The organism is Caulobacter sp. ErkDOM-E, from assembly GCF_048541895.1.
Lineage (GTDB): Bacteria > Pseudomonadota > Alphaproteobacteria > Caulobacterales > Caulobacteraceae > Caulobacter.
On record NZ_CP183331.1, the window covers coordinates 1,022,765 to 1,045,012 of the forward strand.

The window sequence follows — 22,248 nt, forward strand, 5'->3', positions numbered from 1 at the left end:
CCGACGCGGCTCTCCCCGGAAATGGTTTCCGCCGAGCCCAAACGCAAACCGCGCTGAACCCCCAGTCATTTGATATTCAACGCAGGAATTTCGTCATGAGCATCAACAGCGCCATGCTTTCGGGCGTCTCGGGCCTCATCGCCAACTCGTCCGCCCTGGCTGCGATCTCGGACAACATCGCCAACGTCAACACGGTTGGCTACAAGCGTTCCACCGCCAACTTCTCGACCCTGGTCACCGCGCAGAGCAAGAACGCGACCTACAGCGCTGGTGGCGTCAAGGCGCTGACCCACCAGTTCATCACCCAACAGGGCCTGACCCAGTCCTCGACATCCAATCTTGACCTGTCGATCTCCGGCTCGGGGTTCTTCGTCGGCACCGAAAAGCCGGAAGGCCTGACTGCCACTGACACCCGCTCGTTCACCCGCGCCGGTTCGTTCCAGCTGGACAATCTGGGCTATCTGAAGAACGACGCCGGCCTCTATCTGCAAGGCTGGCTGGCCGACCCGGTGACCGGCGACATCACGCCCGACCCGTCGGACCTGACCCAGCTGGACTCGATCAATGTCGGCACCGTCGGCGGCACGGCCGAAAAGACCACCCGCGCGGCCGTCAACGCCAACCTGCGCTCGGAACAGCCGATTTCGCCCCAATCGAAGGTCATCCTGACCAAGAACGCCATCGCCGACAGCACCCCGACGAACGCCAACTACACCGTCGCCTACGCTGCGACCGGCACCGACGGCACCTATGACGTCGAAATCCGCAAGGCTGGCGTCCTCGTCGCCGCCGGTCAGAACGTCTATGACACCACCACCGGCGCCTTCGTCAGCAGCACCCTGCCCGGCACCATGCCAAACGTGGAAACCAGCGGCACCGGCGCGGCGACGCCGACTGTGACGCTGACGGCGTTCGGCATGAACACAGATGCGGAAGTCATTGCCGGCAACATCTACGACGCCGGCAACAACTCCATGTCCGACTACGCCCTTGACCCGCTGAAGGGCGTCAAGCCGGACTTCGAAATCCAGGTTCCGGTTTCGGACTCCAAGGGTGGCCAGCGCACGGTCACTCTTTCCCTGCTGAAGGGCAACGGCCCCAATGAATGGTTCGCCGAAATTCGCGCCAAGCCCGGCGACCTGGACAACTATCCCAACGGCCAGATCAGCTCGGGCAAGGTGGTTTTCACGACGGATGGCAAGCTTTCCACCGTCGGCAACCTGTTTGGCGGCACCACGCCGACCTCGATCTCGATCGGCGCCTCGGATCCCAACTACGTCGCTCCCGCCCCGACATTGCCGCCGACGCCTGAGCCGCCGCGCTGGGCCGACGCCCTGGGCATCGACGCTCAGAGCATCCAGATTGACCTGGCCAACGCCGCTGGCGGCCTGACCCAGTTCAACAGCCAGTCGGTGGTCCAGTCGGTCAACACCAACGGCACCGCCTTTGGCAACCTGACCAATATCGAGGTCGACGACGAGGGCTATGTTTCGGCGATCTTCGACAACGGCGTCACCCGCCGGATTGCCCAGGTCGCCGTTGCGACCTTCTCGAACGCCAACGGCCTGAAGGGCGTGAATGGCAATGCTTACCGCGTGACCAACGAGAGCGGCACCTACAGCCTGAAGACCCCAGGGCAGGGTGGTGCTGGTGTCATCGCGCCTTCCACACTGGAGGCATCGACTGTCGATCTGTCCACTGAGTTCACCGGACTGATCACGACACAGAGAGCCTACTCCGCTTCATCAAAAATCATCACGACGGCTGACCAGATGCTTGAGGAACTCTTGAGCATTAAGCGATAGTTATAGGTATTAACTCGATTTAATAGCCGTGTTCCACATCGGCACACTAAAGACTTCAGGGGGAAGCTGGTGTTTAGGCCTTTCTTTACTATTGGAATTAAGCCGCTGTTATTGGCTGGCGCCTATAGTGACCTTCAACAGTGATGGTTGTGGGAAAGGCGTAAAGCCATGTTGCAGCAGCAGCGCACGAACAGCCGGGGTGAGAAGTACGTTATCGGTCCGACCGGTGCGCCTCTAACTCTCTCCGACTTGCCGCCTCCGGAAACCCAGCGTTGGGTGATCCGGCGGAAAGCCGAGGTAGTCGCCGCCGTTCGCGGGGGTCTGCTCTCGCTCGACGAAGCGTGCGATCGATACAAGTTGACCAATGAGGAATTCCTCAATTGGCAGCAATCGATCGACAAGCATGGCCTGGCGGGTCTGCGGACCACCCGGCTCCAGCAGTACCGCTAACGGCGGGCTTGAAAGATATGGGTTTTCCGGCCGTTGGTGGTTGGAGGCCTGTTCTGGAACGTTCAGCGGCCGCGCCCTTCCCAGGGCGCGGCCGCGACGTTTTGGCGCTTCAGGACCGGCTCGGGTCCGCCAAATATAAACGCCTCGTTTACCTTGAACTGGGTAAATCCTGCCTAGCGACGGAAGCCTGCAGGCAACCGGCGCCATTGTCCCCCGTCGGGGTGGCTTTCTGGGGGATTGGCCTGAGTGGATAGCTTTCTGAGCGCGATACAGAGGTTCGGCGTTGGCCGGCTCGCCGCTCTGATCGGCGTGGGCGCCGGCGTGGTCGCCATTCTGGTCGCCCTGGTCATGTTCATGGGCAAGGAGCCTACTGAGCTCCTGTATTCCAACCTCGACCTGAAGGAAGCTTCGGAAGTCACCCAGGCCCTGGATCAGGCCGGTGTGAAGTACGAGACCAAGGGCGATGGCTCGACCATCATGGTGGCGCGCGACAAGGTCGCCTCGGCCCGCCTGCTGGTCGCCGGCAAGGGTCTGGTGACCTCCGGCTCGGTCGGCTACGAAATTTTCGACAGCAGCAACGCCCTGGGCCAGACCGATTTTGTCCAGCAGCTGAACCGTCAGCGCGCCCTGCAGGGCGAGCTTGAGCGCACCATCAAGGAGTGGCAGGGCGTCAATTCGGTCCGGGTCCACCTGGTGCTGCCCAAGCGCCAGATCTTTGAAGAGGACGCCGAGCAACCCTCGGCCGCCGTCACCATCAGCACGGGCGGCCGCGAGCCGTCGGCCGAGATGGTCCGAGCCGTGCAGAATCTGGTCGGGGGATCCGTCGCCGGCATGAAGCCGGAAAAGGTCAACGTCATCGACCAGCACGGCAAGACCCTGTCGGCCGCCAGCGACGAAAGCCTGGCCGGTCAGTTGGCCCAGGATCGCAAGTCCGAGGCCGAGGCCCGCATCGCCAAGACCGTCAAGGACATGATCGAAGGCGTGCTGGGCCCCGGCAAGGTGCGCGTCAATGTCACCGCTGAGCTCGATCTGAACCGCATCACCGTCCAGGAAGAGAAGTTCGATCCCGAGGGCCAGGTGATCCGTTCGGAAAGCACCAACGAAGCCAACAGCAGCGAAACCAAAAACGACGACAATAACGGCGTTACGGCGGCCCAGAACATCCCGGGCGGCGGCGGCGCCAACGGCTTCCAGCAGCTGGGCTCGCGCACGGGTAACAACGAGAGCGTCACCAACTACGAGATCTCCAAATCGGTCCGCACCGAGGTGACCGAGCCGGGCACGATCAAGAAGCTGGCCGTGGCCGTTGCGATCGATGGCGTCACCGCCCCGGCAGGCAAGGACGGCAAGCCCGGCGCCTATACGCCCCGCACCGAGGAAGAGCGCGCCCAGCTGGAAGATCTGGTCAAGACCGCCATCGGCTTCGACGCCGCGCGAGGCGACCAGGTCAAGGTGACCAATATCCGCTTCCCGCAGCCTGAGGACCAGGCGCTGGGCAAGGACGGACTGCTGGCGGCCTTTGGCAAGAACGATATCATGCGCATCGCTGAGCTGGCCGTGCTGGGCATCGTGGCCATCCTGATCCTGCTGTTCGCGGTCCGCCCGTTCGTGAAAAACATGATGACGCCCTCACCGCAGCAGATCACGCTGGGCGCGCCACAGGTGACCCGCATGGTCACCCTCTCGGACGGCTCGACCCAGGAAGTTGTGATCGACAAGTCCGGCGAGCCGATGGCCATCGCTGGACCCGGCGCCGAGATCGACCAGCGCATCGACATCGCCAAGATCGAGGGTCAGGTGAAGGCCTCCTCGATCAAGCGGGTGTCCGAGTTCGTCGACAAGCATCCTGATGAATCGGTCGCGATCCTGCGCACCTGGCTGCACGAGTCGACCTGATGGCCATGAAAGCGTCCGTCAACGATGTGAGCAAACTGGCCGGACCTGAAAAGGCCGCGATCGTTTTGCTGTCGCTTGGCGAAGATCACACCCGCATCTGGGAAGCCCTGGATGACGAGGAGATCAAGGAAGTTTCTCAGGCCATGGCCGGCCTGGGCACGGTCTCGGCGTCGGTCGTCGAAGAGCTGCTGGTCGAGTTCGTCTCGGGCATGAGCTCGACGGGCGCGATCATGGGTTCGTACGAGCAGACCCAGCGCCTGCTGAACTCGTTCATGCCGCCTGAAAAGGTGGACGCCCTGATGGAAGAGATCCGCGGTCCTGCGGGTCGGACCATGTGGGACAAGCTGGGCAATGTGAACGAGGCGGTGCTCGCCAACTATCTGAAGAACGAATACCCCCAGACCGTCGCCGTGGTGCTGTCCAAGGTGAAGTCCGACCACGCCGCCCGCGTGCTGGCGTCCCTGCCGGAAGACTTCGCCCTGGAATGCGTCACCCGCATGCTGCGGATGGAGCCGGTGCAGCGCGAGATCCTCGACAAGATCGAGCAGACCCTGCGCACCGAATTCATGTCCAACCTGGCGCGCACGTCCAAGCGCGACAGCCACGAGATGATGGCCGAGATCTTCAACAACTTCGATCGTCAGACCGAGGCCCGCTTCATCGCCGCCCTGGAAGAGCGCAATCGCGAGGCCGCCGAGCGTATCCGCGCCCTGATGTTCGTGTTCGAAGACCTGTCCAAGCTGGATCCAGGCGGCGTCCAGACCCTGCTGCGCGCCACCAGCAAGGAACAGCTGGCCCTGGCCCTGAAGGGCGCCTCGGACAAGCTGCGCGAGATGTTCTTCTCCAACATGTCTGAACGTGCGTCGAAGATCATGCGCGAAGACATGGAGAGCATGGGTCCGGTGCGTCTGAAGGACGTCGACCAGGCCCAGGTGGCGATGGTTCAGGTCGCCAAGGACCTGGCCGCCAAGGGCGAAATCATGCTGGCCGGCTCGGGCAGCGACGATGAGCTGATCTACTAGGGGAGATGGCAGCATGAACGACATCCCCCACAAGCGTTTCGCCTTCGACACCGTGTTCGACGATCGCGGCGGCATGCGCGAGCCTCCGGCCCGGCCCAAGCGCAGCTTCACGCCTGAAGACGTCGAGCTCGCCAAGGCCGAGGCTTATGCGCAGGGCGAACGCTCGGCTGTGGCGCGTGCCGAACAGCACGCCGCCAACGCCCTGAACGAGATCGCCGGCGCTGTGCGCGAAGCGTTTTCGACCCTCGCCGCCGTGGCCCATGAGCATCGCTCGGGCTCGGCCTTGCTGGCCCTGGCTGTGGGTCGCAAGATCGCCGACGCCGCCCTGGAACGCTTTCCCGAAGCGCCGGCCAGTGCGGCCCTGGTGGCCTTGGCCCGCGAAGTCGAGGCTCAGCCCCGGATCATCGTCCGCGTGTCGGCGGATCTGGTCGATCGCACTCAGGCCGCGCTCGAAGAGACCGCTCATGCGATCGGCTTTCCGGGTCAGATCGCGGCTCGCGCCGACAGCAACATGCCGCCCGCCGCCTTCACCTTCGACTGGGGTGATGGCCGGGCGTCCTTTGATCCTGACGAGGCGACGCGACGTGTCGCCGACGCCCTCGAAGCGGCCATCGCCGCCGAGGGACTCCACGCTGAACCCCTGCTTCCCGCTAGCGAAAGCTGACTGCCATGGCCGAAGACAATCTCACGCTCGACGAGTTCGGGGGCCAGATGCTGGCTTCGGAGATGCCCGTCGAAATGAGCGACAAGATCGCTTCCGACCTGGCGCCGGTGTTCGATGTGCCAGTCAATATCTCGGCGGTTCTCGGGCGCGCCCACATGTCCGTCGCCCAGCTGCTGCAACTGGGCCAGGGCAGCATTCTGGAGCTGGACCGCAAGGTCGGCGAGGCGATCGACATCTATGTGAACAACCGGCTGGTGGCCCGGGGCGAGGTGGTCGTCGTCGACGAGCGCCTGGGCGTGACCATGACGGAAATCATCAAGGACGGTGACGCGGCGGGCTGAGCCTGACGCGTCAAGGAGGACAAGATCATGCGGCTTCTCGTCGTTGGTAAACTGAACGGACAGCTCTCCGTCGCCGTGAAAATGGCGATGAACACGGGCGCCAAGGTCTCGCACGTCGAGACCATCGAGCAGGCGACCCATGCCCTGCGCGCGGGGCAGGGGGCTGACCTGCTGATGGTCGACTACTCGCTGGATATTGCGGGCCTGATCGCGGCAAACGAATCCGAGCGCATCCGGGTGCCGGTCGTGGCCTGCGGGGTCGACGCCGATCCGATGCGCGCCGCCGCCGCGATCAAGGCCGGGGCCAAGGAATTCATTCCCCTGCCGCCGGACGCCGAACTGATCGCCGCCGTCCTGGCCGCCGTCACCGATGACGAGCGCCCGATGATCGTCCGCGATCCGTCGATGGAGAACGTCATCCGCCTGGCCGACCAGGTCGCCCCCTCCGACGCCTCGATCCTGATCACCGGCGAAAGCGGCTCGGGCAAGGAGGTGATGGCCCGTTACCTCCACAGCAAGTCGCGCCGCGCCAAGGCGCCGTTCATCAGCGTCAACTGCGCCGCCATCCCCGAGAACCTGCTGGAAAGCGAGCTGTTCGGCCACGAGAAGGGCGCCTTTACCGGCGCCATGGCCCGCCGCATCGGCAAGTTCGAGGAGGCCAACGGCGGCACCCTGCTGCTGGACGAAATCAGCGAGATGGATACCCGCCTGCAGGCCAAGCTGCTGCGCGCCATCCAGGAGCGCGAGATTGACCGCGTCGGCGGTTCAAAGCCGGTCAAGGTCGATATCCGCATCCTCGCCACCTCCAACCGCGACCTGACCGCTGCGGTGAAGGACGGCACGTTCCGCGAAGACCTGCTTTACCGCCTCAACGTCGTGAACCTGCGCCTGCCGCCGCTGCGCGAGCGCCCGGCCGACGTGATGAGCCTGTGCGAGTTCTTCATCAAAAAGTACTCGGCCGCCAACGGCGTCGCCGAAAAGCCGATCTCGGCCGAGGCCAAGCGCCGGCTGATCGGCCACCGCTGGCCGGGCAATGTCCGCGAGCTGGAAAACGCCATGCACCGCGCGGTGCTGTTGTCGCCTGGCGCGGAGATCGAAGAGTTCGCTATTCGCCTGCCGGACGGTCAGCCCATGGCCCCCAACCCCGACGCCGCGGTCGCGCGCGGAGCCCAGATGGCCGCCGACGCCGTGTCGCGCGCCTTTGTCGGCTCGACGGTGGCCGAGGTCGAGCAGCACCTGATCATCGACACCCTGGAGCACTGCCTGGGCAACCGCACCCACGCCGCCAATATCCTGGGCATCTCGATCCGGACCCTGCGCAACAAGCTCAAGGAATATGGCGACGCCGGCATTTCGGTGCCGCCGCCGCAGGGCGGCATGGGCTCCGCCGCCGCCTGAATCCCTGCGGGCGCCGCGACCATCGGTCCGGCGCCTGACATGGCTAATTTGAATTAAGGAACTGGCGACCGCGCGCAAATCGCTTCATGCGCGAAGAGCCTGCTCCAAGGGATCGACGCACTGAATGGCTGACGCCGCCCTGCCCAAGACCAGTTCTTCGATGCCCAGCGCCAGTTCGCTGTGGGCGGGGATTCTGCGCGGCGAAATGGGCCTGGCGGTCGGCGTCGTCGGCATCATCGTCCTGCTGATCCTGCCGGTCCCGCCCATGCTGCTGGACCTGCTGTTGGCGATCTCGCTGACCGGCTCGGTCCTGATTCTGATGACGGCGGTTCTGATCAAGAAACCGCTGGAATTCACCTCGTTCCCGACCGTCCTGCTGGTGGCGACCCTGTATCGCCTGGGGCTGAACATTGCCTCGACGCGCCTGATCCTGGGCCATGGCCACGAAGGCGCGCACGGCGCCGGCGCGGTCATTGAGGCGTTCGGCAACCTGATGATGCAGGGCAACTTCGTCATCGGCGTGATCGTCTTCATCATCCTGGTGGTGGTGAACTTCATGGTCGTCACCAAGGGTTCTGGCCGGATCGCCGAAGTCGCAGCCCGCTTCACCCTGGACGCCATGCCCGGCAAGCAGATGGCCATCGACGCCGACCTGTCGACCGGCCTGATCGACCAGGACACCGCCAAGCAGCGCCGCAAGGACCTGGAGCAGGAATCGACCTTCTTCGGCGCCATGGACGGCGCGAGCAAGTTCGTGAAGGGCGACGCTGTCGCCGGCCTGATCATCACCGCCATCAACATCATCGGCGGCATCCTGATCGGGGTTATCCAGCACAAGATCCCGATCGGCGAGGCCTCGGCCACCTATACGCTGATGACCATCGGCGATGGTCTGGTCAGCCAGATTCCGGCCCTGATCATTTCGATCGCGGCGGGCATGGTCGTCTCCAAGGCCGGCGTCGAGGGCTCGGCCAACGCCGCCCTGACCAAGCAGCTGTCGATGAACCCCGTGGCGCTGGGCATGGTCTCGGCCTCGTCGGGCGTCATGGCCCTGATCCCCGGCATGCCGATCATTCCCTTTGCAGCGCTTTCGCTGGGCGCGGGCTTCCTGGCCTATCGCCGCTCGATGACCGCCAAGCAACCGCCGCAGCTCGATCCGGCCCTGGCTGAAGCCATCGCCAGTGAGCCCGAGGAAGAGCCGATCAGCGCGTCCCTGGCGATTGATGACGTCAAGATCGAGCTGGGCTATGGCCTGCTGACCCTGATCAATGACCTGGACGGCCGCCGCCTGACCGACCAGATCCGCGCCCTGCGCAAGACCCTGGCCACCGAGTTCGGCTTCGTGATGCCGCCGGTGCGCATCCTCGACAATATGCGCCTGGCCAACCAGGGCTATGCGATCCGCATCAAGGAGATGGAAGCCGGCGCCGGCGAGGTTCGCCTTGGCATGCTGATGGCCATGGATCCGCGCGGCGGCCAGGTCGAACTGCCCGGCGAGCATGTGCGTGAGCCGGCCTTTGGCCTGCCTGCCACCTGGGTGGCCGACGACCTGCGCGAGGAAGCCACTTTCCGCGGCTATACCATCGTCGATCCGGCCACCGTGCTGACCACGCACCTGACCGAGATCCTCAAGGAGAACATGGCCGACCTGCTCTCCTACTCGGAGGTGCAGAAGCTGCTGAAGGACCTGCCGGAAGGCCAAAAGAAGCTGGTCGACGACCTGATCCCGTCGGTGGCCACCGCCACCACCGTGCAGCGCGTGCTGCAGGCCCTGCTCAAGGAGCGCGTCTCGATCCGCGACCTGCCGCAGATCCTGGAAGGTATCGGCGAGGCCGCCCCGCACACCAGCTCGGTCACCCAGCTGGTGGAACAGGTCCGCGCCCGTCTGGCCCGCCAGCTGTGCTGGGCCAATCGCGGCGACGACGGCGCCCTGCCGATCATCACCCTGTCGGCCGAGTGGGAACAGGCCTTCGCCGAATCCCTGGTCGGGCCCGGCGACGACAAGCAACTGGCCCTGGCGCCGTCGCGTCTTCAGGAATTCATCCGGGGGGTTCGCGAGGCCTTCGAGCGCGCCGCCCTGCAGGGCGAGGCCGCTGTTCTGCTGACCAGCCCTGGCGTGCGCCCCTATGTGCGTTCGATCATCGAGCGTTTCCGGGGCCAGACCGTGGTGATGAGCCAGAACGAGATCCATCCGCGGGCGCGATTGAAGACCGTCGGCATGGTCTGACGGCGCGCCGGTGATCCGTCCTGACAGCCTGCAGTGCCGGGCGCCCGTCGGAACCGCAGCCGTGCGGCGACGTTAGTTTCCCGGTTAGGGGGCTGACCGACACCGACGGAGCCTTCAAATGGACAGCCAGAAAATCGCCTTTTTCGCCGCCGCCGCGGCCCTGACTTTCGCTGGCGCAGCCTTCGCTCAAAGCGCCACGGCCATGCCGACGCCAGGCCAGCAGACCCCGCAAGCGGCCTCGCCGGCGGCGGATCAGGCCCTGCCAGCCACCACGACGACCGCCACCCCGCCGGCCCAGGCCAGCGCCGACACCAGCGCCGCGCCTGCCTCGGCAACGGTCGCCGGCGACTTTAAGGTCGGGACCGAGGTCAAAGACCCGGCCGGCGTATCGGTCGGTACGATTTCAGGTGTCAGCGCCGCAGCCGATGGCTCGGTCAATCTGGTTGTCACGAACGGGGGCGTGAAGTTCGCCCTGCCCAGCGCCAGTCTGTCTTCCAACGCCGGAGCCCTGACGACCACGGCGACCAAGGCCCAGATCGACGCGACTCTGGCCGGCGCCAAGCCTCAGTAAAGGCTTCGTCCTTCTGAAGCTCTGGCCCGCTCGGCATTGCCGAGCGGGCTTCGCGCTGATAGCGATGCGCCAAGACGGCGGTTTTGTCGCCGATTTCGGGTCTGTTCTTATGCCTCCGGCCAACAAGACAAAATCCAGTAGCGCCCTGTTCTGGGACCTCCTGACCTTCGACCGGCTGGTGACAGGTCCGGTGATCCACCTGATCTATTGGGCCGGCCTTGGCGTCGTGGCGCTGTTCGGCTTTTCTGTCGTCGGCGCCGCCGTGGGCCTGGCGCTCAAGGAGCCCGGCATCGGCTCTCTGCTTCTGGCCTTCCCGGTTCTGATCGCGGGTCTGCTGGTCGCCGGCGCGATGGTGCTGCTCTGGCGCGCTTTCTGCGAGTTTTATGTGGCCATCTTCCGGATCAGCGAAGACCTGCGCGCCCTGCGCCAGACCAGCGACGCCGACCACGCCTTGATTCGCGCCCGTCCTCCGCGCGAGACCTCACAAGCCGACTGACGGCATGCCCCAGGTTCTGATCATCCATGAAGTGGCCGACTATCCGGCCTGGAAGATTGTGTTCGACAACGCCGCCGACATCCGGCGCGAGGCTGGTGAACGCAGCTATCAGGTTCTGAAATACGATAGCGACCCCAATCGGATCGTCCACTTCTCGACATGGACCTCGCACGACGACGCGCGCCGCTTCTTCGAGTCGCCGCGCCTGGTGGAGATCCGCCGCATGGCCGGCGTGAAGGCTCCCGAGTTCCTCTATCTTGACGAACTGGAAGCCGGCGTCCTCTAGCGACCCGCGACAGCCTTGCGGCGCAGGCCCAGCTCGTCCAGCTGGGCGTTTTCGAACGCGCTCATCTTCTTGCGCTGCAGAACCTTGGCCGCCTCAGCGACGTGCTCGTACTTCTTCAGCGCCTCGAAGGCGAAGGATAGTGCGTCTCGGGCGCCCTGTTCCTCGATCTGGCACTGTTCGATCTGCAGCATCATGGTGGCGCGCTTGCGCTTGGATCCCTCGCGATAGCTGGTCATCATCCAGGCCGCTTCGCTGCAGGTTTCGGCTTGTTTGGCTTCGGCTTCAGCTTCCGCGTCCAGCATCACCACGCGCAGTTCGGCGGCCATGCGGCGCTCGACGATGTCGGCCAGTCGCTTCTGCAGGGTCTCGACCTCGTGGGTCGAGATCCGGATCAGGGATGCGGCCCACTTGGTCATGCGTGGTCACTCTCAAGGATACTGCCCAGGTGTCCGAAGGAATCGTCGAGGCTGGTGGCCTCGTCCTTGTCCTGGCTCAGGAACTCTTCGATCGCCGGATTGAGGCGGATGGCGCGGTCGACCACGGGATCAGCCCCGGCGCGATAGGCGCCGATGCGGATCAGTTCTTCCATGTTGGCATAGGCGGCCATCACCTGGCGGGCGCCTTTGACGATCATCCGCTCATGGTCGTACTGGCAGCCGGGCATGGTCCGGCTGATCGACTTGAGCACATTGATCGCCGGGAAGCGGCCGCGCTCGGCAATAGCGCGTTCCATGACGATGTGGCCGTCCAGGATACCGCGTGTGGCGTCGGCGATGGGCTCGTTGTGGTCGTCGCCGTCCACCAGCACGGTGAACAGGGCGGTGATCGGCGCTGCCGTGCTGCCGTCGGGACGGATCGGGCCAGGCCCGGCGCGCTCCAGAAGCTTGGGCAGTTCGGTGAAGACGGTGGGCGTATAGCCCTTGGTCGTCGGCGGTTCGCCGGCGGCCAGGCCGATCTCTCGCTGGGCCATGGCGAAGCGGGTGACCGAGTCCATCAGGCACAGCACTTCCAGATCCTGGTCGCGCAGATACTCGCAGATCGACAGGGTCATGTAGGCGGCCTGGCGGCGGGTCAGGGCCGGCTCGTCCGAGGTGGCGACCACGACGATGGCGCGCTTGAGGCCTTCCTCGCCGAGGGTCTCTTCGATGAATTCGCGCACCTCGCGGCCCCGTTCGCCGATCAGGCCGACGACGACGGCGTCGCAGGTGGCTTCTTTCGCGAGCATCGACAGCAGCACCGACTTGCCGACACCCGAGCCGGCGAAGATGCCCAGGCGCTGGCCGCGGCAGGTGGTGGTGAAGACGTTCATCGACCGCACGCCCAGGTCAATGCGTTCGCCGACCCGGCCGCGGGCATGGGCGGGTGGGGGGGCGGCCTTGAGCGGGTAGGGCACCTCGCCCTGCGGCAGTGGGCCAAGCCCGTCGATGGGCTCGCCAAAGGCGTTGATGATGCGGCCCAGCCACGCCTTGGTCGGCCGCACGGTGGCGCCTTCGGGCATGATACGAATCTCGGCGCCGGGGGCAACGCCCTCGACGGGACCGAAGGGCATCAGCAGGGCGCGGGTTTCGCGGAAGCCGACGACCTCAGCCGGTAGGACGGGCAGGCCCAGCCGGTCGATCTCGACCCGAGCCCCGACCGCCAGCCGCGTCAGGCCGCCGCGGGCCTCGATCAGGAGGCCATTCACGGCGGCGACGCGACCGGAAATGGTCAGCGGGTCGATACGTTCAATGGCGGCGATCAGGCTACGCAAATCAGCTCTCGGCAGTGAGGCTCCATCCTCGACCGACAGCGTTAACCACCTGTGAAATTAGGGATGTGCCGGGGGCAGGTTGGCGGTGAAAAACGCTGCGATGGCCGCGTTGAAGGTGTGGTGGAACGCCGCACGGTCGAAGCCTGGGACGCTGGAGCATGGCATCGGCAGGGGTGTCTGCGTGAAAGTCGCCATAAGGCCACAAGACGTCGAAATGCACGTCGGCCGACTGTCTCCGGAATTCTGAAATCCAGACCCGCGACTGACCGTCGCGGAGGCCGTCGCGACGACGTCGGAAAGCCCTCGAAAATCTCAGCGACAGAACGCCGCAATGGCGTCGCGATGCCCAGCGGCGCCGCATCCTCACCCGGGGCTTGGCCCTGGGGGCGATAACCGTGGAGGGGCGGGGTTTTAGCGATTTCGCGGTGCGGGAGAATCCGCTTTGGCGGGCCTGAAAGTCATCCCCGACGAATTTGCGCTGCGACTCAGCGACCGCTTGCACCCGATTCGCAAATCAGATTAACCATTCTGCCAACAGGATCATTCACCATTAACCAGTCTTAAATTAACTCGCCGCAAAGTGCAGGCAGGGTTAATCAGGCGGCTTCCGCCAAGACGTCGAATAACGCCACCGAGTGGCGTGGAGGGGCTCATGCGCGTACTGTTGATCGAGGATGACAGCGCAACAGCGCAGACCATCGAGCTGATGCTGAAGTCTGAAGGCTTCAACGTCTATACGACGGATCTCGGCGAAGAAGGCGTCGATCTGGGCAAGATCTATGACTACGATCTGATCCTGCTCGACCTCAATCTGCCTGACATGAGCGGCCTGGATGTTCTGCGCACCCTGCGGGTGGCGAAGGTGAACACGCCGATCATGATCCTGTCGGGTTCGTCGGAAATCGACACGAAGGTGAAGACCTTCTCGGGCGGCGCCGACGACTACATGACCAAGCCCTTCCACAAGGACGAAATGATCGCCCGCATCCATGCGGTGGTCCGTCGTTCCAAGGGTCACGCCCAGTCGGTCATCAAGACCGGCGACATCGTGGTCAATCTCGACGCCAAGACGGTCGAAGTGAACAGCAACCGCGTTCACCTGACCGGCAAGGAATATCAGATGCTGGAGCTGCTCTCCCTGCGCAAGGGCACGACCCTGACCAAGGAGATGTTCCTCAACCACCTGTACGGTGGCATGGACGAGCCGGAACTGAAGATCATCGACGTCTTCATCTGCAAGCTTCGCAAGAAGCTGGCCGCCTCGGCCCAGGGCAAGCACCATATCGAGACGGTCTGGGGCCGCGGCTATGTGCTGCGCGATCCGAACGAGCAGGTCGCCGCCGCCTGATCGGCGCGCCGATTCTTTTTCGTACAAGCAAAGCGCTCGCCCCAAAGGCGGGCGTTTTTCTTTTACAGTCATAGGCTTGGCCATAGATCGGCCGGGCTTTGAACCTCTTCCGTGACAAAACGACCGAAGCGCAGAATAGTGCTTGCCGCCGGAAAGGGTCACGGCCATGTTCCGGCGCAGCGATTGCTGGGGGGCTACCCAGCCGTGTCATTTTGACCTTGCGCGGCATCGAAACCGACGGGGGACCGATGCAAGAATTTGATCCGCGACGCCCGACCCTTCGTCTGGCGCCCCGGCTGTTTACAGCCGTCGCCGGCCTGGCCGCTCTGGGCCTGGGTTGGAAGCTGACGGCCGCTGACGTCCCGACTCCCGTCAAGGCCGCGCTGGATCCCGCCGCCCTGGTCGCCCTGCAGCATATCGCCTTCGCCAGCGCCGAGGCCCAGCCCGGCTTCGACCGTCCGCAGAGCATCCCCGTCAAGGTTCGTCCTGGCGAGACCCTTGAGAACGCCGTCGAGCGCGCCGGCGTCGCGCCGGAAGAGGCCCGTCAGGTGGTCGCCGCCCTGCATGGCGCGATCGACACCGTCAATATCAAGGCCGGCATGGCCTTCGAAGCAGCCATCGCCCAGCGTCGCAGTGGTCGTGGTGATGGCGTGGGTGGCCCCGCCCGCCTGATCGGCCTGTCGATGCGCACCAGCCCGTCCTCGACCCTGACCGTTTCGCGCACCTTCGACGGCGCCCTGAAACTGCGCGAGCTTGAGGAAAAGGTCACCGAGGAGACCAAGGTCGCCTGCGGCGAGATGAACGGCTCGTTTTATGAAAGCGTCGCCAATGTGGGCGGCACGCCCCGGGTGATCAGCGACGCGGCCAAGCTGTTTTCGCACAAGATCGACTTTTCGCGGGACATCCACGAAGGCGACAAGTTCTGCCTGGTGTTCGACCGCAAGGTCACCGAGAGCGGCCGCACCATCGAGGCCGGCGATCTGGAATATGCCGAGGTCAAGGGCCAGCGCTTCTACGGCTTCGAGCGCGATGGCAAGTCTCAGTTCTTTGACGAGACCGGCAAGAACATCAAGGGCTTCCTGCTGCGGACGCCGGTCGACGGGGCGCGCATCACCTCGACCTTCGGCGCGCGGCGTCACCCGATCCTGGGCTTCAACCGCGCCCACAAGGGCGTTGATTTCGGGGCCGGGCATGGCACGCCGATCCTGGCGGCCGGCGACGGCGTCGTGCTGGAGGCCCGTCGCTGGAGCGGCTACGGCAACTGGCTGCGCATCCGCCACGCCGGCAAGTGGGACACCGGCTATGCCCACATCTCGCGCTATGCGCCGGGCATCAAGGCCGGCATGCGCGTTCGCCAGGGTCAGGTCGTGGCCTATGTCGGCTCGACCGGCATGTCGACCGGTCCCCACCTGCACTACGAAGTCTGGCTGAACGGCCAGCGGGTCAATCCGATCGGGGCCAAGGTGCCGCAGGGCACGATCCTGAGCGGCGGTGAACTGGCGTCGTTCAAGGCCAAGAAGTCGCGCATCGACCGGATGCTGGCCGATGGCGGGTCCGTCGCCGCCAGCGAGGACACGCCCAAGCTGGCCCTGGCCGAACTGAAGACCGAAGCCGCGCCGAAACTGCGCTAGACGCCTTCGAGGCGGTTAGTTGATCCAGGTCACTAGCGCCGCTTGGCCCGCGTGCCATCATCGCGCGGTCGCGGGGCCGATCCATGGCCGCCGCGCCTCCAGATCCGTGAAGAGAGCCTCATGACCGGTCCAGCCAAGCCGCGCGTCAATCCCGCCCTGAGGCTCGCGCTGATCCGGCGCATTCACAGCTGGCTGGGTCTGTTCATCGCGCCCAGCGTGGTATTTTTCGCGCTGACCGGCGCCTACCAGCTCTATGGCCTGCACGAGGCCCAGCCCGGCTATCAGCCTGCCCCGCTGTTCGAAAAGCTGGGCCGCGTTCACATGAAGCAGGTCTTCGAGGCCAAGCCCAAGCGGGCAGCCGAGCCGGCCAAGCCGAAGCCGGCGGGTCCCGCGGCGCCCGCCAAGGCCGAGGAAAAGGCCAAGGTCTCGGTGACGATCCTCAGGGCGGTCTTCCTGATTGTCGCCCTCGGCCTGGCGGCGTCGACGATCCTCGGCGTCTGGATGGCCCAGGCCTATGGACGTGACAAGCGCACGGGCTGGGTCCTGCTGGCGGCGGGGGCGGTCTTGCCGATCCTGCTGGTCGCGCTTTAGTCTGACTGATCCATCAGCGCCGCGCCGGCCATCAGCGGGTCGGTGAACGAGTCCGCGCCGGTTTCCAGCCGTCCGGCCAGTCGTCGCAGATAGCCGGCGTCGCCCTCGATCCGCGCGGAAAGGTCGTACCAGCCGCCGGTCGACTTCAGCGGCCAGACGCGCTTGGCGGCCTGGCCGGGCTGGAGCGTGATCCGCCACGCCGGACCGGCGGGCTTGGGCGTGACGACCATGCGGCGGGGCGTGGGGCCGTCATTGCGCAGGGTCAGGGTCAGGGCGCGCCGGACGGGATCAGCCATGATCTCGGCCACGGGCTCGTTCTGGGGTGCGGCGCCGATCAGGTGGCGGTGGAAGCCGTTGGGGCCCAGGATCCACAGATCATAGGCGCCGGTCGGCCAGGCGTCTTCCAGGCGCTTGCCCGGCGCGATCGTGTAGCGGCGCGGCGGCTGGTCCAGCCGCAGGCGATCGTAGACATGCAGCACGGCGGCGGCCTTGCCGGCATTGGCAAGCCGCAGGACGAAAGCGCCGTCCCGTGCGCCTTCGGCGACATCGAGGCTGTAGGGCAAAGCGCGTGACAGGCGCGGTCCCGCCGCCTGCTCGGGGACCAGCGGCAGGAGCGGGGTCGGCGGCGTGGTGCGGCCCGGAAGGGCTCCCGCGCGACGGGCGTCTTCCAGGGTCTTGGGCAGGGCAGCCACGAAAGGCTTGGTGTTGGGGGTGCGGAAGTCGAAGGTGCTGGTCAGGTCGCCGCAGACCGCCCGGCGCCAGGGCGAGATGTTGGGCTCCATCACGCCGAACCGCTTTTCCAGCAACCGGATCACCGAGGTGTGGTCGAACACCTGGCTATTGACCCAGCCGCCCCGGCTCCAGGGCGAGATCACGTACATCGGCACGCGGGGGCCCAGGCCGTAGGGGCGACCCATCAGGTCCTCGCGCTCGTCCTTGGCCTCGGTCGGGTTGCGCACCTGGTGGTAGTCGGCCGTGGTGTCGACCGTCGAGCCGCCCAGCGCCGCGCCTGCCCTGTCTAGCGACGGTGGCGACGGCGGCGGCACGTGGTCGAAGAAGCCGTCGTTCTCGTCGAACATCACCAGCAGCACCGTCCGCGCCCAGACCTTGGGATTGGCGGTCAGGGCGTCCAGCACCCGGGCGGTGTAGTCGGCGCCCTGGGCCGGGCTGGACGGGCCGGGATGCTCGGAATCGGCAGCGGGGGCGACCAGATAGGAGACCTGCGGCAGGGTCCCGTTCAGCACATCCTCGCGCAGGCCGTCCAGCTTGCGGGTCGACAGGCCCAGATCGGCCAAGCGGGGATCGGCGCCCGGCGCCTTGGCGTGGCTGTCGCGGAAGCTCTGGAACCCGGCCATCGGGTTGTCGGTGAAGTTGTCGTCCATGTCCTGATAGACGCGCCAGGTGATCCCGGCGGCCATCAGGCGCTCGGCATAGGTGCTCCAGCGATAGCCCTCGGCCGCCCCACCCTTGGTGGCCAGCTCGTCGTGCGAATTGGAGATCGAGGGGCCGCCCAGCTTGCCAAACGGATCATTGGTCCCGCCCCAAAGGAACAGGCGGTTGGTGTTGGTGCCGGTCTGGGTGGCGCAGTGATAGGCGTCGCAGAGGGTGAAGGCGTCGGCCAGGGCGTACTGGAACGGAATGTCCTCGCGCCGGTAATAGCCCATGGCATGGGCGTGCTTGCTTTCCGGCCAGCGGTCCATGCGGCCCTGATCCCAGGCATATTGGGCGTCGGGCCAGCTGTGGGGCGTGCCCTCGACCCGCATGTGGGCAAAGGTCTGGGCGCTGCTTAGCGGAAAGGGCGCGATCAGCGGCGGGCCTTCGGCGGATTTGCCGTTGGCCTGGGTCCAGACGGTCTTGCCCGTGCGGCCCGGGATATCGGCGACCGGGATCGGAAAGCGGTCGGCAAAGCCGCGCACGCCGTTCAGGCCGCCGAAATAGTGATCGAAAGAACGGTTCTCCTGCATCAGGATCACCACGTGCTCGACGTCCTGCAGGGTCCCGCGCCGCACGTCGGCGTCGATGGCCAGGGCCCGGGCGATGGCCGGCGGCGCGCTCAGCGCCCCGACCGCCGATAGCATCAGGTGGCGGCGGTCGATCGAGCTCACGGGAAACCTCGTACTGTTTGGTCTGGACCAGATACCGTCCCCGTATGGCGTTCCCGTGACAGTCCGCCTCGCCTGAAGGCCTAGTCGACCCCGGCCACGGCCAGCAGGGCGGCCAGACCGACCTGCATGCCCTTCAGGCTCTCGCCCTTCTCGATGTCGATCCATTCGTCCAGAGCGTGGGCGCGGCCGGCCTTGCCGCCCGAACCAATGGTCACGGCCGGGATGCCCAGGCTCATGGGGATGTTGGAGTCGGTCGAGGAGGCGCCGTGCTCGGGCTTGAAGCCAAAGGCGGTGACGGCCGCCGCCGTCAGGCCCACGATCGCCTGCTCGGCCGGGGTCTTACCCGCCGGACGCTCGCCGATCACCCTGGGGTCATAGCTGATCTTGCCAAACCGGGTGGACCGCGCCGCGTTCTCGGTCGCCACCGCGCTGTCGAGAATGCCGATCAGGGTCTTGTCCAGCTTGGCCAGTTCCTCGGCGCTTTCCGAGCGCATGTCGAACTCCATGAACACCTCGTGCGGGATCGAATTGACCGAGGTGCCGCCGCCGGTGACGCTGGCCGAATAGGTGGTCTTGGGATCCTTGGGCGTTTCGACCGCGTACAGATCGACCACGCTCTTGGCCATGGCCGTCATCGGATTGACCGTGCCAAAGGCCCCGTAGCTGTGGCCGCCCGGACCCTTGAAGGTGACGTGATAGCGCTTGGAGCCGGTGCCGGCGTCGACGATGCGCGAGGGGTCCGAACCATCCATCGAGAAGAAGGCGGTGATCCGGCCCTTATAGGCGCTCTTGTTGAACAGATAGCGCACGCCGCGCAGGTCGCCGGGGCCTTCCTCGCCGACATTGCCGACAAACAGGATGTCGCTCCTGGTCTTGATGCCCGCCGCGTCCATGGCCCGCACATAGGCCAGCAGGGTGGCCAGCGAGCGGGTGTCGTCGCCGATGCCCGGGGCCATCAGTTTGGTGCCCTCGCGCCGGACCTTCACGTCGGTGCCTTCGGGAAAGACGGTGTCGAGATGGGCGGCGATGACCACGAACGGCCCCTTGCCCTTGGTGGCCGTGCCGGGCCGCACGCCCATGACATTGCCCTCGGCGTCCATCGTCACATCGCTGAGGCCGTGGGCCTTGAGCATCTCCAGATAGGCCTTGGCCCGCGCCTCTTCCTTGAAGGGCGGGGCGGGGATCTCGGTCAGGGTGATGACGTCGGCGATGGTGCGGTCAAAGTCGGCGTCCAGCTTTTGGGCCGCCTTCTTGAAGGCCGGCGAGCCGACCAGCTTGCGCACGGTCCCGGCGTGATCGGTCTTTGCGGCCGCCCAGGCCGGGGCGAGGCCGGCGGACGAGGCGACCAGCGCCGCCGCGAAGGCGATCAGCGAGGCGGAGCGGCGAAGGGTGTTGGTCATGCGGCGAGAATCCCTGACTTGCGGCGCCAGCCTAGGGGCAGCCCAGCCTGGTGTCATCCTGTGGCCGCCATGCGGACACAGGTTCGCAGCCTCGCCGGATTCAAGCCGGCAAGTGTGGGGAGGCGGCGGAGCGTCCGGGCCAGGCCCGGATGGGTTTGTAGTGGAGTACCGTTTCGGCCGTAGCCGGAGCGCTCCGCGCGGCTGTTATCCCTCTGGCCGGGGTGCGCAGGCCTGTTCAGCCTTTTGCCCCACCCGGGTTTTGTCCTGCCTCGCGACGGACCCAGCCTTGGGCTGCAGCCACGCCGATTCCGGAGGAACCCGGAGCGAACCTTCGGACGGGCGGAGGCTTGGCCTTCCTCCGATAGGCGGGTTTACGTCACCCGCCTTCTTGCACCCGTACAACCGCCCCCATCACCCGTCAGGTCGCCAGCTGGACGGCCTCCCCAGTGACGGGGCGAGTGTGATTATGCGGGAGGTTTGCGGGGGGCTGCGTCGATTTTGGATCGTGACGGTGGGTGGGGGCGGTAGGGCGTTGAATTGGTTGGGGGTGAGGGGTGGTTATCCTCGTCCGGGCGCGGGGATAGACGATCTCCCGAAACCCTCTCTCTTTGAGAGAGGGAGGGGCCCGCCGCGAAGCGGTGGGAGGGTGAGAGGTTTCACCGTCGGCCGGAGGAATCGCGATGTCGGTGACTACGGTGATGGTGCATATGGATTTGACCGATGTATCGAGCGGCCGGTTTGATTGGTACGCAATTCCCCAAATCCCAATTTCCTCACTGAATCCGGGTTGTGAAGTACGCAGCCCACCATCCCCACCATCCCCACCATCCCCACCGGCGCTTAGGCCGTTGGTGCGTCGGATGAAACCACTAAGGGCGGCCAGGTGCGGGCAGGCATGCTTTGCATGTCGGCCCGAAAATTCCGGGACGATAGCGAGCGCATCACTTCTGCGGCGATGTATTGGGCGGTCATCAGGATGCGTCCCGTTTGCCGCCGGTCAGGCTGTTCGGATGCATAGCGGTTGTGCACGTAGGCCGGCAGGGCTTGGACAGCCGGCACGGCTCGGGCCGCCTCGAACCCCGGTTCGCACTCGCCCAGCAAACGGGCAAGAGCCGTCAGGTCGTGGCCAAGGTTGCGTCGGACCCCTTCATCGACACTGGCGGCGGCTAGGCCACCCTTCAAGGCCAACTCGCAGGCGATCAGCGCACTTTGGACGGCGCCGCGTCGATCAAAGGCGCCAGTCACCACCGCCGCGGCGGCCTGAAGCTGGAAATGCGCTAGTCCGAGCATGTTGCGGCACTCGGAAGTCACCGGCCGGTCGCGGCCCAACTCCATCAAGCCGTAACCAAAGTCGAAGACGTCGATGAACTGGTCGATGAACGCGGCGCGATCGACCGGTCGTGTCATCAGCCAGTGGGCCTGATCGGGCGTCAGGTCGGTCATCTTCAGCGGATCGATACCCACTTGGCCGAAGATCAAAGGCACCTCGATCTTGGTGAACACGTCGCGGAACATGAAGGCACCCATATGGACGCCCCCGATTCCGGTGTCGGTGCGCCGATAGAGCACCGCGTGCAGACTGCGGAGCTTCTCGAACTCCGGCGGCGTGCCGGGCCCGCCGGCAATGTAGGATTCAAAGCCGATCTGCCGCATCACTGTCATCGGTACCTTCCAGGAGCGATCAGACGGATCGTCGCCAGCCAAGAAGGCTTCCTCATCAGCCGCTAAGACGAGCTGAAAGAGCTCTTGGTCGGTGTAGCGCCTTTGAGCCATTTATCTTTCCATCACGCCGGATGCTTTAACCGCTGAGCCTAGGATAGATTACGGCGGGATCGACTACGGTGACAGGGATCACGCCGGGGTTGCGGTGACAGTGCACTTATCTGACCTACCGCTGGCCGAGCCACGCGCACCCACCCCGCCACTCGCGCCTCACTCGCTTTGCCGCTACAATCCCCGCATGAACCGAGACGCCGTCATCGCCGTTCTGCGCGCCGCCGAGGCGGCCTTGCGCGCCATGGGCGTCTCGCGCGCGGCGTTGTTCGGCTCGACCGCGCGGGGCGAGGCACGGCCGGATAGCGATCTGGACATCTTCGTCGAGCTGGATCCTGCCGCGAAGCTCGATCTCTACGACTATGTCGGTATCACCCAATATATCGCCGGCCTGTTCACCGCGCCGGTCGATGTGGTCGAGCGCCAGGGCCTGAAGGCCCATGTGCGGCCGTCGGCCGAACGCGACGCGGTCTATGCCTTCTGAGCGCGACGTT

The 22,248-nt window shown here is 65.4% G+C and carries 20 protein-coding genes; 15 read left to right on the forward strand and 5 right to left on the reverse strand.

From position 1 onward, the window contains the following. The first annotated feature begins 95 nt into the window (after positions 1-95). From flgE to ACN2C7_RS05125, 11 genes are all read left to right on the forward strand, one after another. The gene (gene flgE, locus ACN2C7_RS05075) at positions 96-1,805 is read left to right on the forward strand and encodes a flagellar hook protein FlgE (RefSeq protein WP_419320234.1); all 1,710 of its coding nucleotides are present in this window, start codon (positions 96-98) and stop codon (positions 1,803-1,805) included. A gap of 168 nt (positions 1,806-1,973) precedes the next feature. Further along, positions 1,974-2,255 (forward strand): DUF1153 domain-containing protein, encoded by a 282-nt coding sequence (locus ACN2C7_RS05080; RefSeq protein ID WP_062148715.1) that lies wholly within the window; start codon positions 1,974-1,976, stop codon positions 2,253-2,255. 246 nt (positions 2,256-2,501) lie between these two features. Then, the gene (fliF, locus tag ACN2C7_RS05085) at positions 2,502-4,151 is read left to right on the forward strand and encodes a flagellar basal-body MS-ring/collar protein FliF (RefSeq protein WP_419320235.1); all 1,650 of its coding nucleotides are present in this window, start codon (positions 2,502-2,504) and stop codon (positions 4,149-4,151) included. Next, the gene (fliG, locus tag ACN2C7_RS05090; protein WP_419320236.1) at positions 4,151-5,173 is read left to right on the forward strand and encodes a flagellar motor switch protein FliG; all 1,023 of its coding nucleotides are present in this window, start codon (positions 4,151-4,153) and stop codon (positions 5,171-5,173) included. The genes fliF and fliG overlap by 1 nt, the downstream gene beginning before the upstream one ends. A gap of 13 nt (positions 5,174-5,186) precedes the next feature. Further along, positions 5,187-5,837: a flagellar assembly protein FliH gene (locus tag ACN2C7_RS05095; RefSeq protein WP_419320237.1), complete on the forward strand. Its 651-nt coding sequence runs from the start codon at positions 5,187-5,189 to the stop codon at positions 5,835-5,837. A 5-nt stretch (positions 5,838-5,842) separates the two neighbouring features. Next, a complete protein-coding gene (gene fliN / locus ACN2C7_RS05100; protein WP_419320238.1) occupies positions 5,843-6,178 on the forward strand; it encodes a flagellar motor switch protein FliN in 336 nt (111 codons plus the stop codon). 27 nt (positions 6,179-6,205) lie between these two features. Further along, positions 6,206-7,576: a sigma-54 interaction domain-containing protein gene (locus ACN2C7_RS05105; RefSeq protein ID WP_419320239.1), complete on the forward strand. Its 1,371-nt coding sequence runs from the start codon at positions 6,206-6,208 to the stop codon at positions 7,574-7,576. 124 nt (positions 7,577-7,700) lie between these two features. Further along, a complete protein-coding gene (gene flhA, locus ACN2C7_RS05110; protein ID WP_419320240.1) occupies positions 7,701-9,803 on the forward strand; it encodes a flagellar biosynthesis protein FlhA in 2,103 nt (700 codons plus the stop codon). Between the two features lie 118 nt (positions 9,804-9,921). Then, complete coding sequence (locus ACN2C7_RS05115) at positions 9,922-10,374, forward strand: hypothetical protein (RefSeq protein ID WP_419320242.1); 453 nt, start codon at positions 9,922-9,924, stop codon at positions 10,372-10,374. A 109-nt stretch (positions 10,375-10,483) separates the two neighbouring features. Next, positions 10,484-10,870, forward strand: coding sequence for a DUF4282 domain-containing protein (locus ACN2C7_RS05120; RefSeq protein WP_419320243.1), 387 nt, complete (start codon positions 10,484-10,486; stop codon positions 10,868-10,870). 4 nt (positions 10,871-10,874) lie between these two features. After that, positions 10,875-11,156 (forward strand): antibiotic biosynthesis monooxygenase, encoded by a 282-nt coding sequence (locus ACN2C7_RS05125; RefSeq protein WP_419320244.1) that lies wholly within the window; start codon positions 10,875-10,877, stop codon positions 11,154-11,156. On the opposite strand, the gene ACN2C7_RS05130 is transcribed toward ACN2C7_RS05125, so the two are convergent. Continuing rightward, positions 11,153-11,572: a flagellar export protein FliJ gene (locus ACN2C7_RS05130; RefSeq protein ID WP_419320245.1), complete on the reverse strand. Its 420-nt coding sequence runs from the start codon at positions 11,570-11,572 to the stop codon at positions 11,153-11,155. The two genes, ACN2C7_RS05125 and ACN2C7_RS05130, sit on opposite strands and share 4 nt — an antisense overlap. Further along, the gene (gene fliI / locus ACN2C7_RS05135) at positions 11,569-12,906 is read right to left on the reverse strand and encodes a flagellar protein export ATPase FliI (RefSeq protein WP_419320246.1); all 1,338 of its coding nucleotides are present in this window, start codon (positions 12,904-12,906) and stop codon (positions 11,569-11,571) included. Before fliI ends, ACN2C7_RS05130 begins: the two co-directional genes overlap by 4 nt. Positions 12,907-13,558: 652 nt before the next feature. On the opposite strand from fliI, the gene ctrA reads away from it, so the two are divergent. From ctrA to ACN2C7_RS05150, 3 genes are all read left to right on the forward strand, one after another. Next, entirely contained in the window at positions 13,559-14,254 is a 696-nt protein-coding gene (gene ctrA, locus ACN2C7_RS05140; protein ID WP_419254388.1) for a response regulator transcription factor CtrA, read from the forward strand. A 248-nt stretch (positions 14,255-14,502) separates the two neighbouring features. Further along, entirely contained in the window at positions 14,503-15,885 is a 1,383-nt protein-coding gene (locus ACN2C7_RS05145; RefSeq protein ID WP_419320248.1) for a peptidoglycan DD-metalloendopeptidase family protein, read from the forward strand. Between the two features lie 120 nt (positions 15,886-16,005). Further along, positions 16,006-16,476 (forward strand): hypothetical protein, encoded by a 471-nt coding sequence (locus ACN2C7_RS05150; protein ID WP_419320249.1) that lies wholly within the window; start codon positions 16,006-16,008, stop codon positions 16,474-16,476. Here ACN2C7_RS05150 and ACN2C7_RS05155 read toward each other — a convergent pair. The 3 genes from ACN2C7_RS05155 to ACN2C7_RS05165 all read right to left on the reverse strand — a co-directional run bounded on the left by ACN2C7_RS05155 (position 16,473) and on the right by ACN2C7_RS05165 (position 21,754). After that, positions 16,473-18,581 carry a phosphocholine-specific phospholipase C gene (locus ACN2C7_RS05155; protein WP_419320251.1) on the reverse strand — a complete coding sequence of 703 codons (2,109 nt, stop codon included), beginning with the start codon at positions 18,579-18,581 and terminating at the stop codon, positions 16,473-16,475. The two genes, ACN2C7_RS05150 and ACN2C7_RS05155, sit on opposite strands and share 4 nt — an antisense overlap. Positions 18,582-18,661: 80 nt before the next feature. Next, positions 18,662-19,981, reverse strand: coding sequence for a M20/M25/M40 family metallo-hydrolase (locus ACN2C7_RS05160; protein WP_419320253.1), 1,320 nt, complete (start codon positions 19,979-19,981; stop codon positions 18,662-18,664). 840 nt (positions 19,982-20,821) lie between these two features. Beyond that, positions 20,822-21,754, reverse strand: coding sequence for a hypothetical protein (locus tag ACN2C7_RS05165; protein ID WP_419320254.1), 933 nt, complete (start codon positions 21,752-21,754; stop codon positions 20,822-20,824). A gap of 187 nt (positions 21,755-21,941) precedes the next feature. Here ACN2C7_RS05165 and ACN2C7_RS05170 point away from each other — a divergent pair, with 187 nt between their 5' ends. Continuing rightward, entirely contained in the window at positions 21,942-22,238 is a 297-nt protein-coding gene (locus ACN2C7_RS05170; RefSeq protein WP_419320255.1) for a nucleotidyltransferase family protein, read from the forward strand. Positions 22,239-22,248 lie beyond the last annotated feature (10 nt).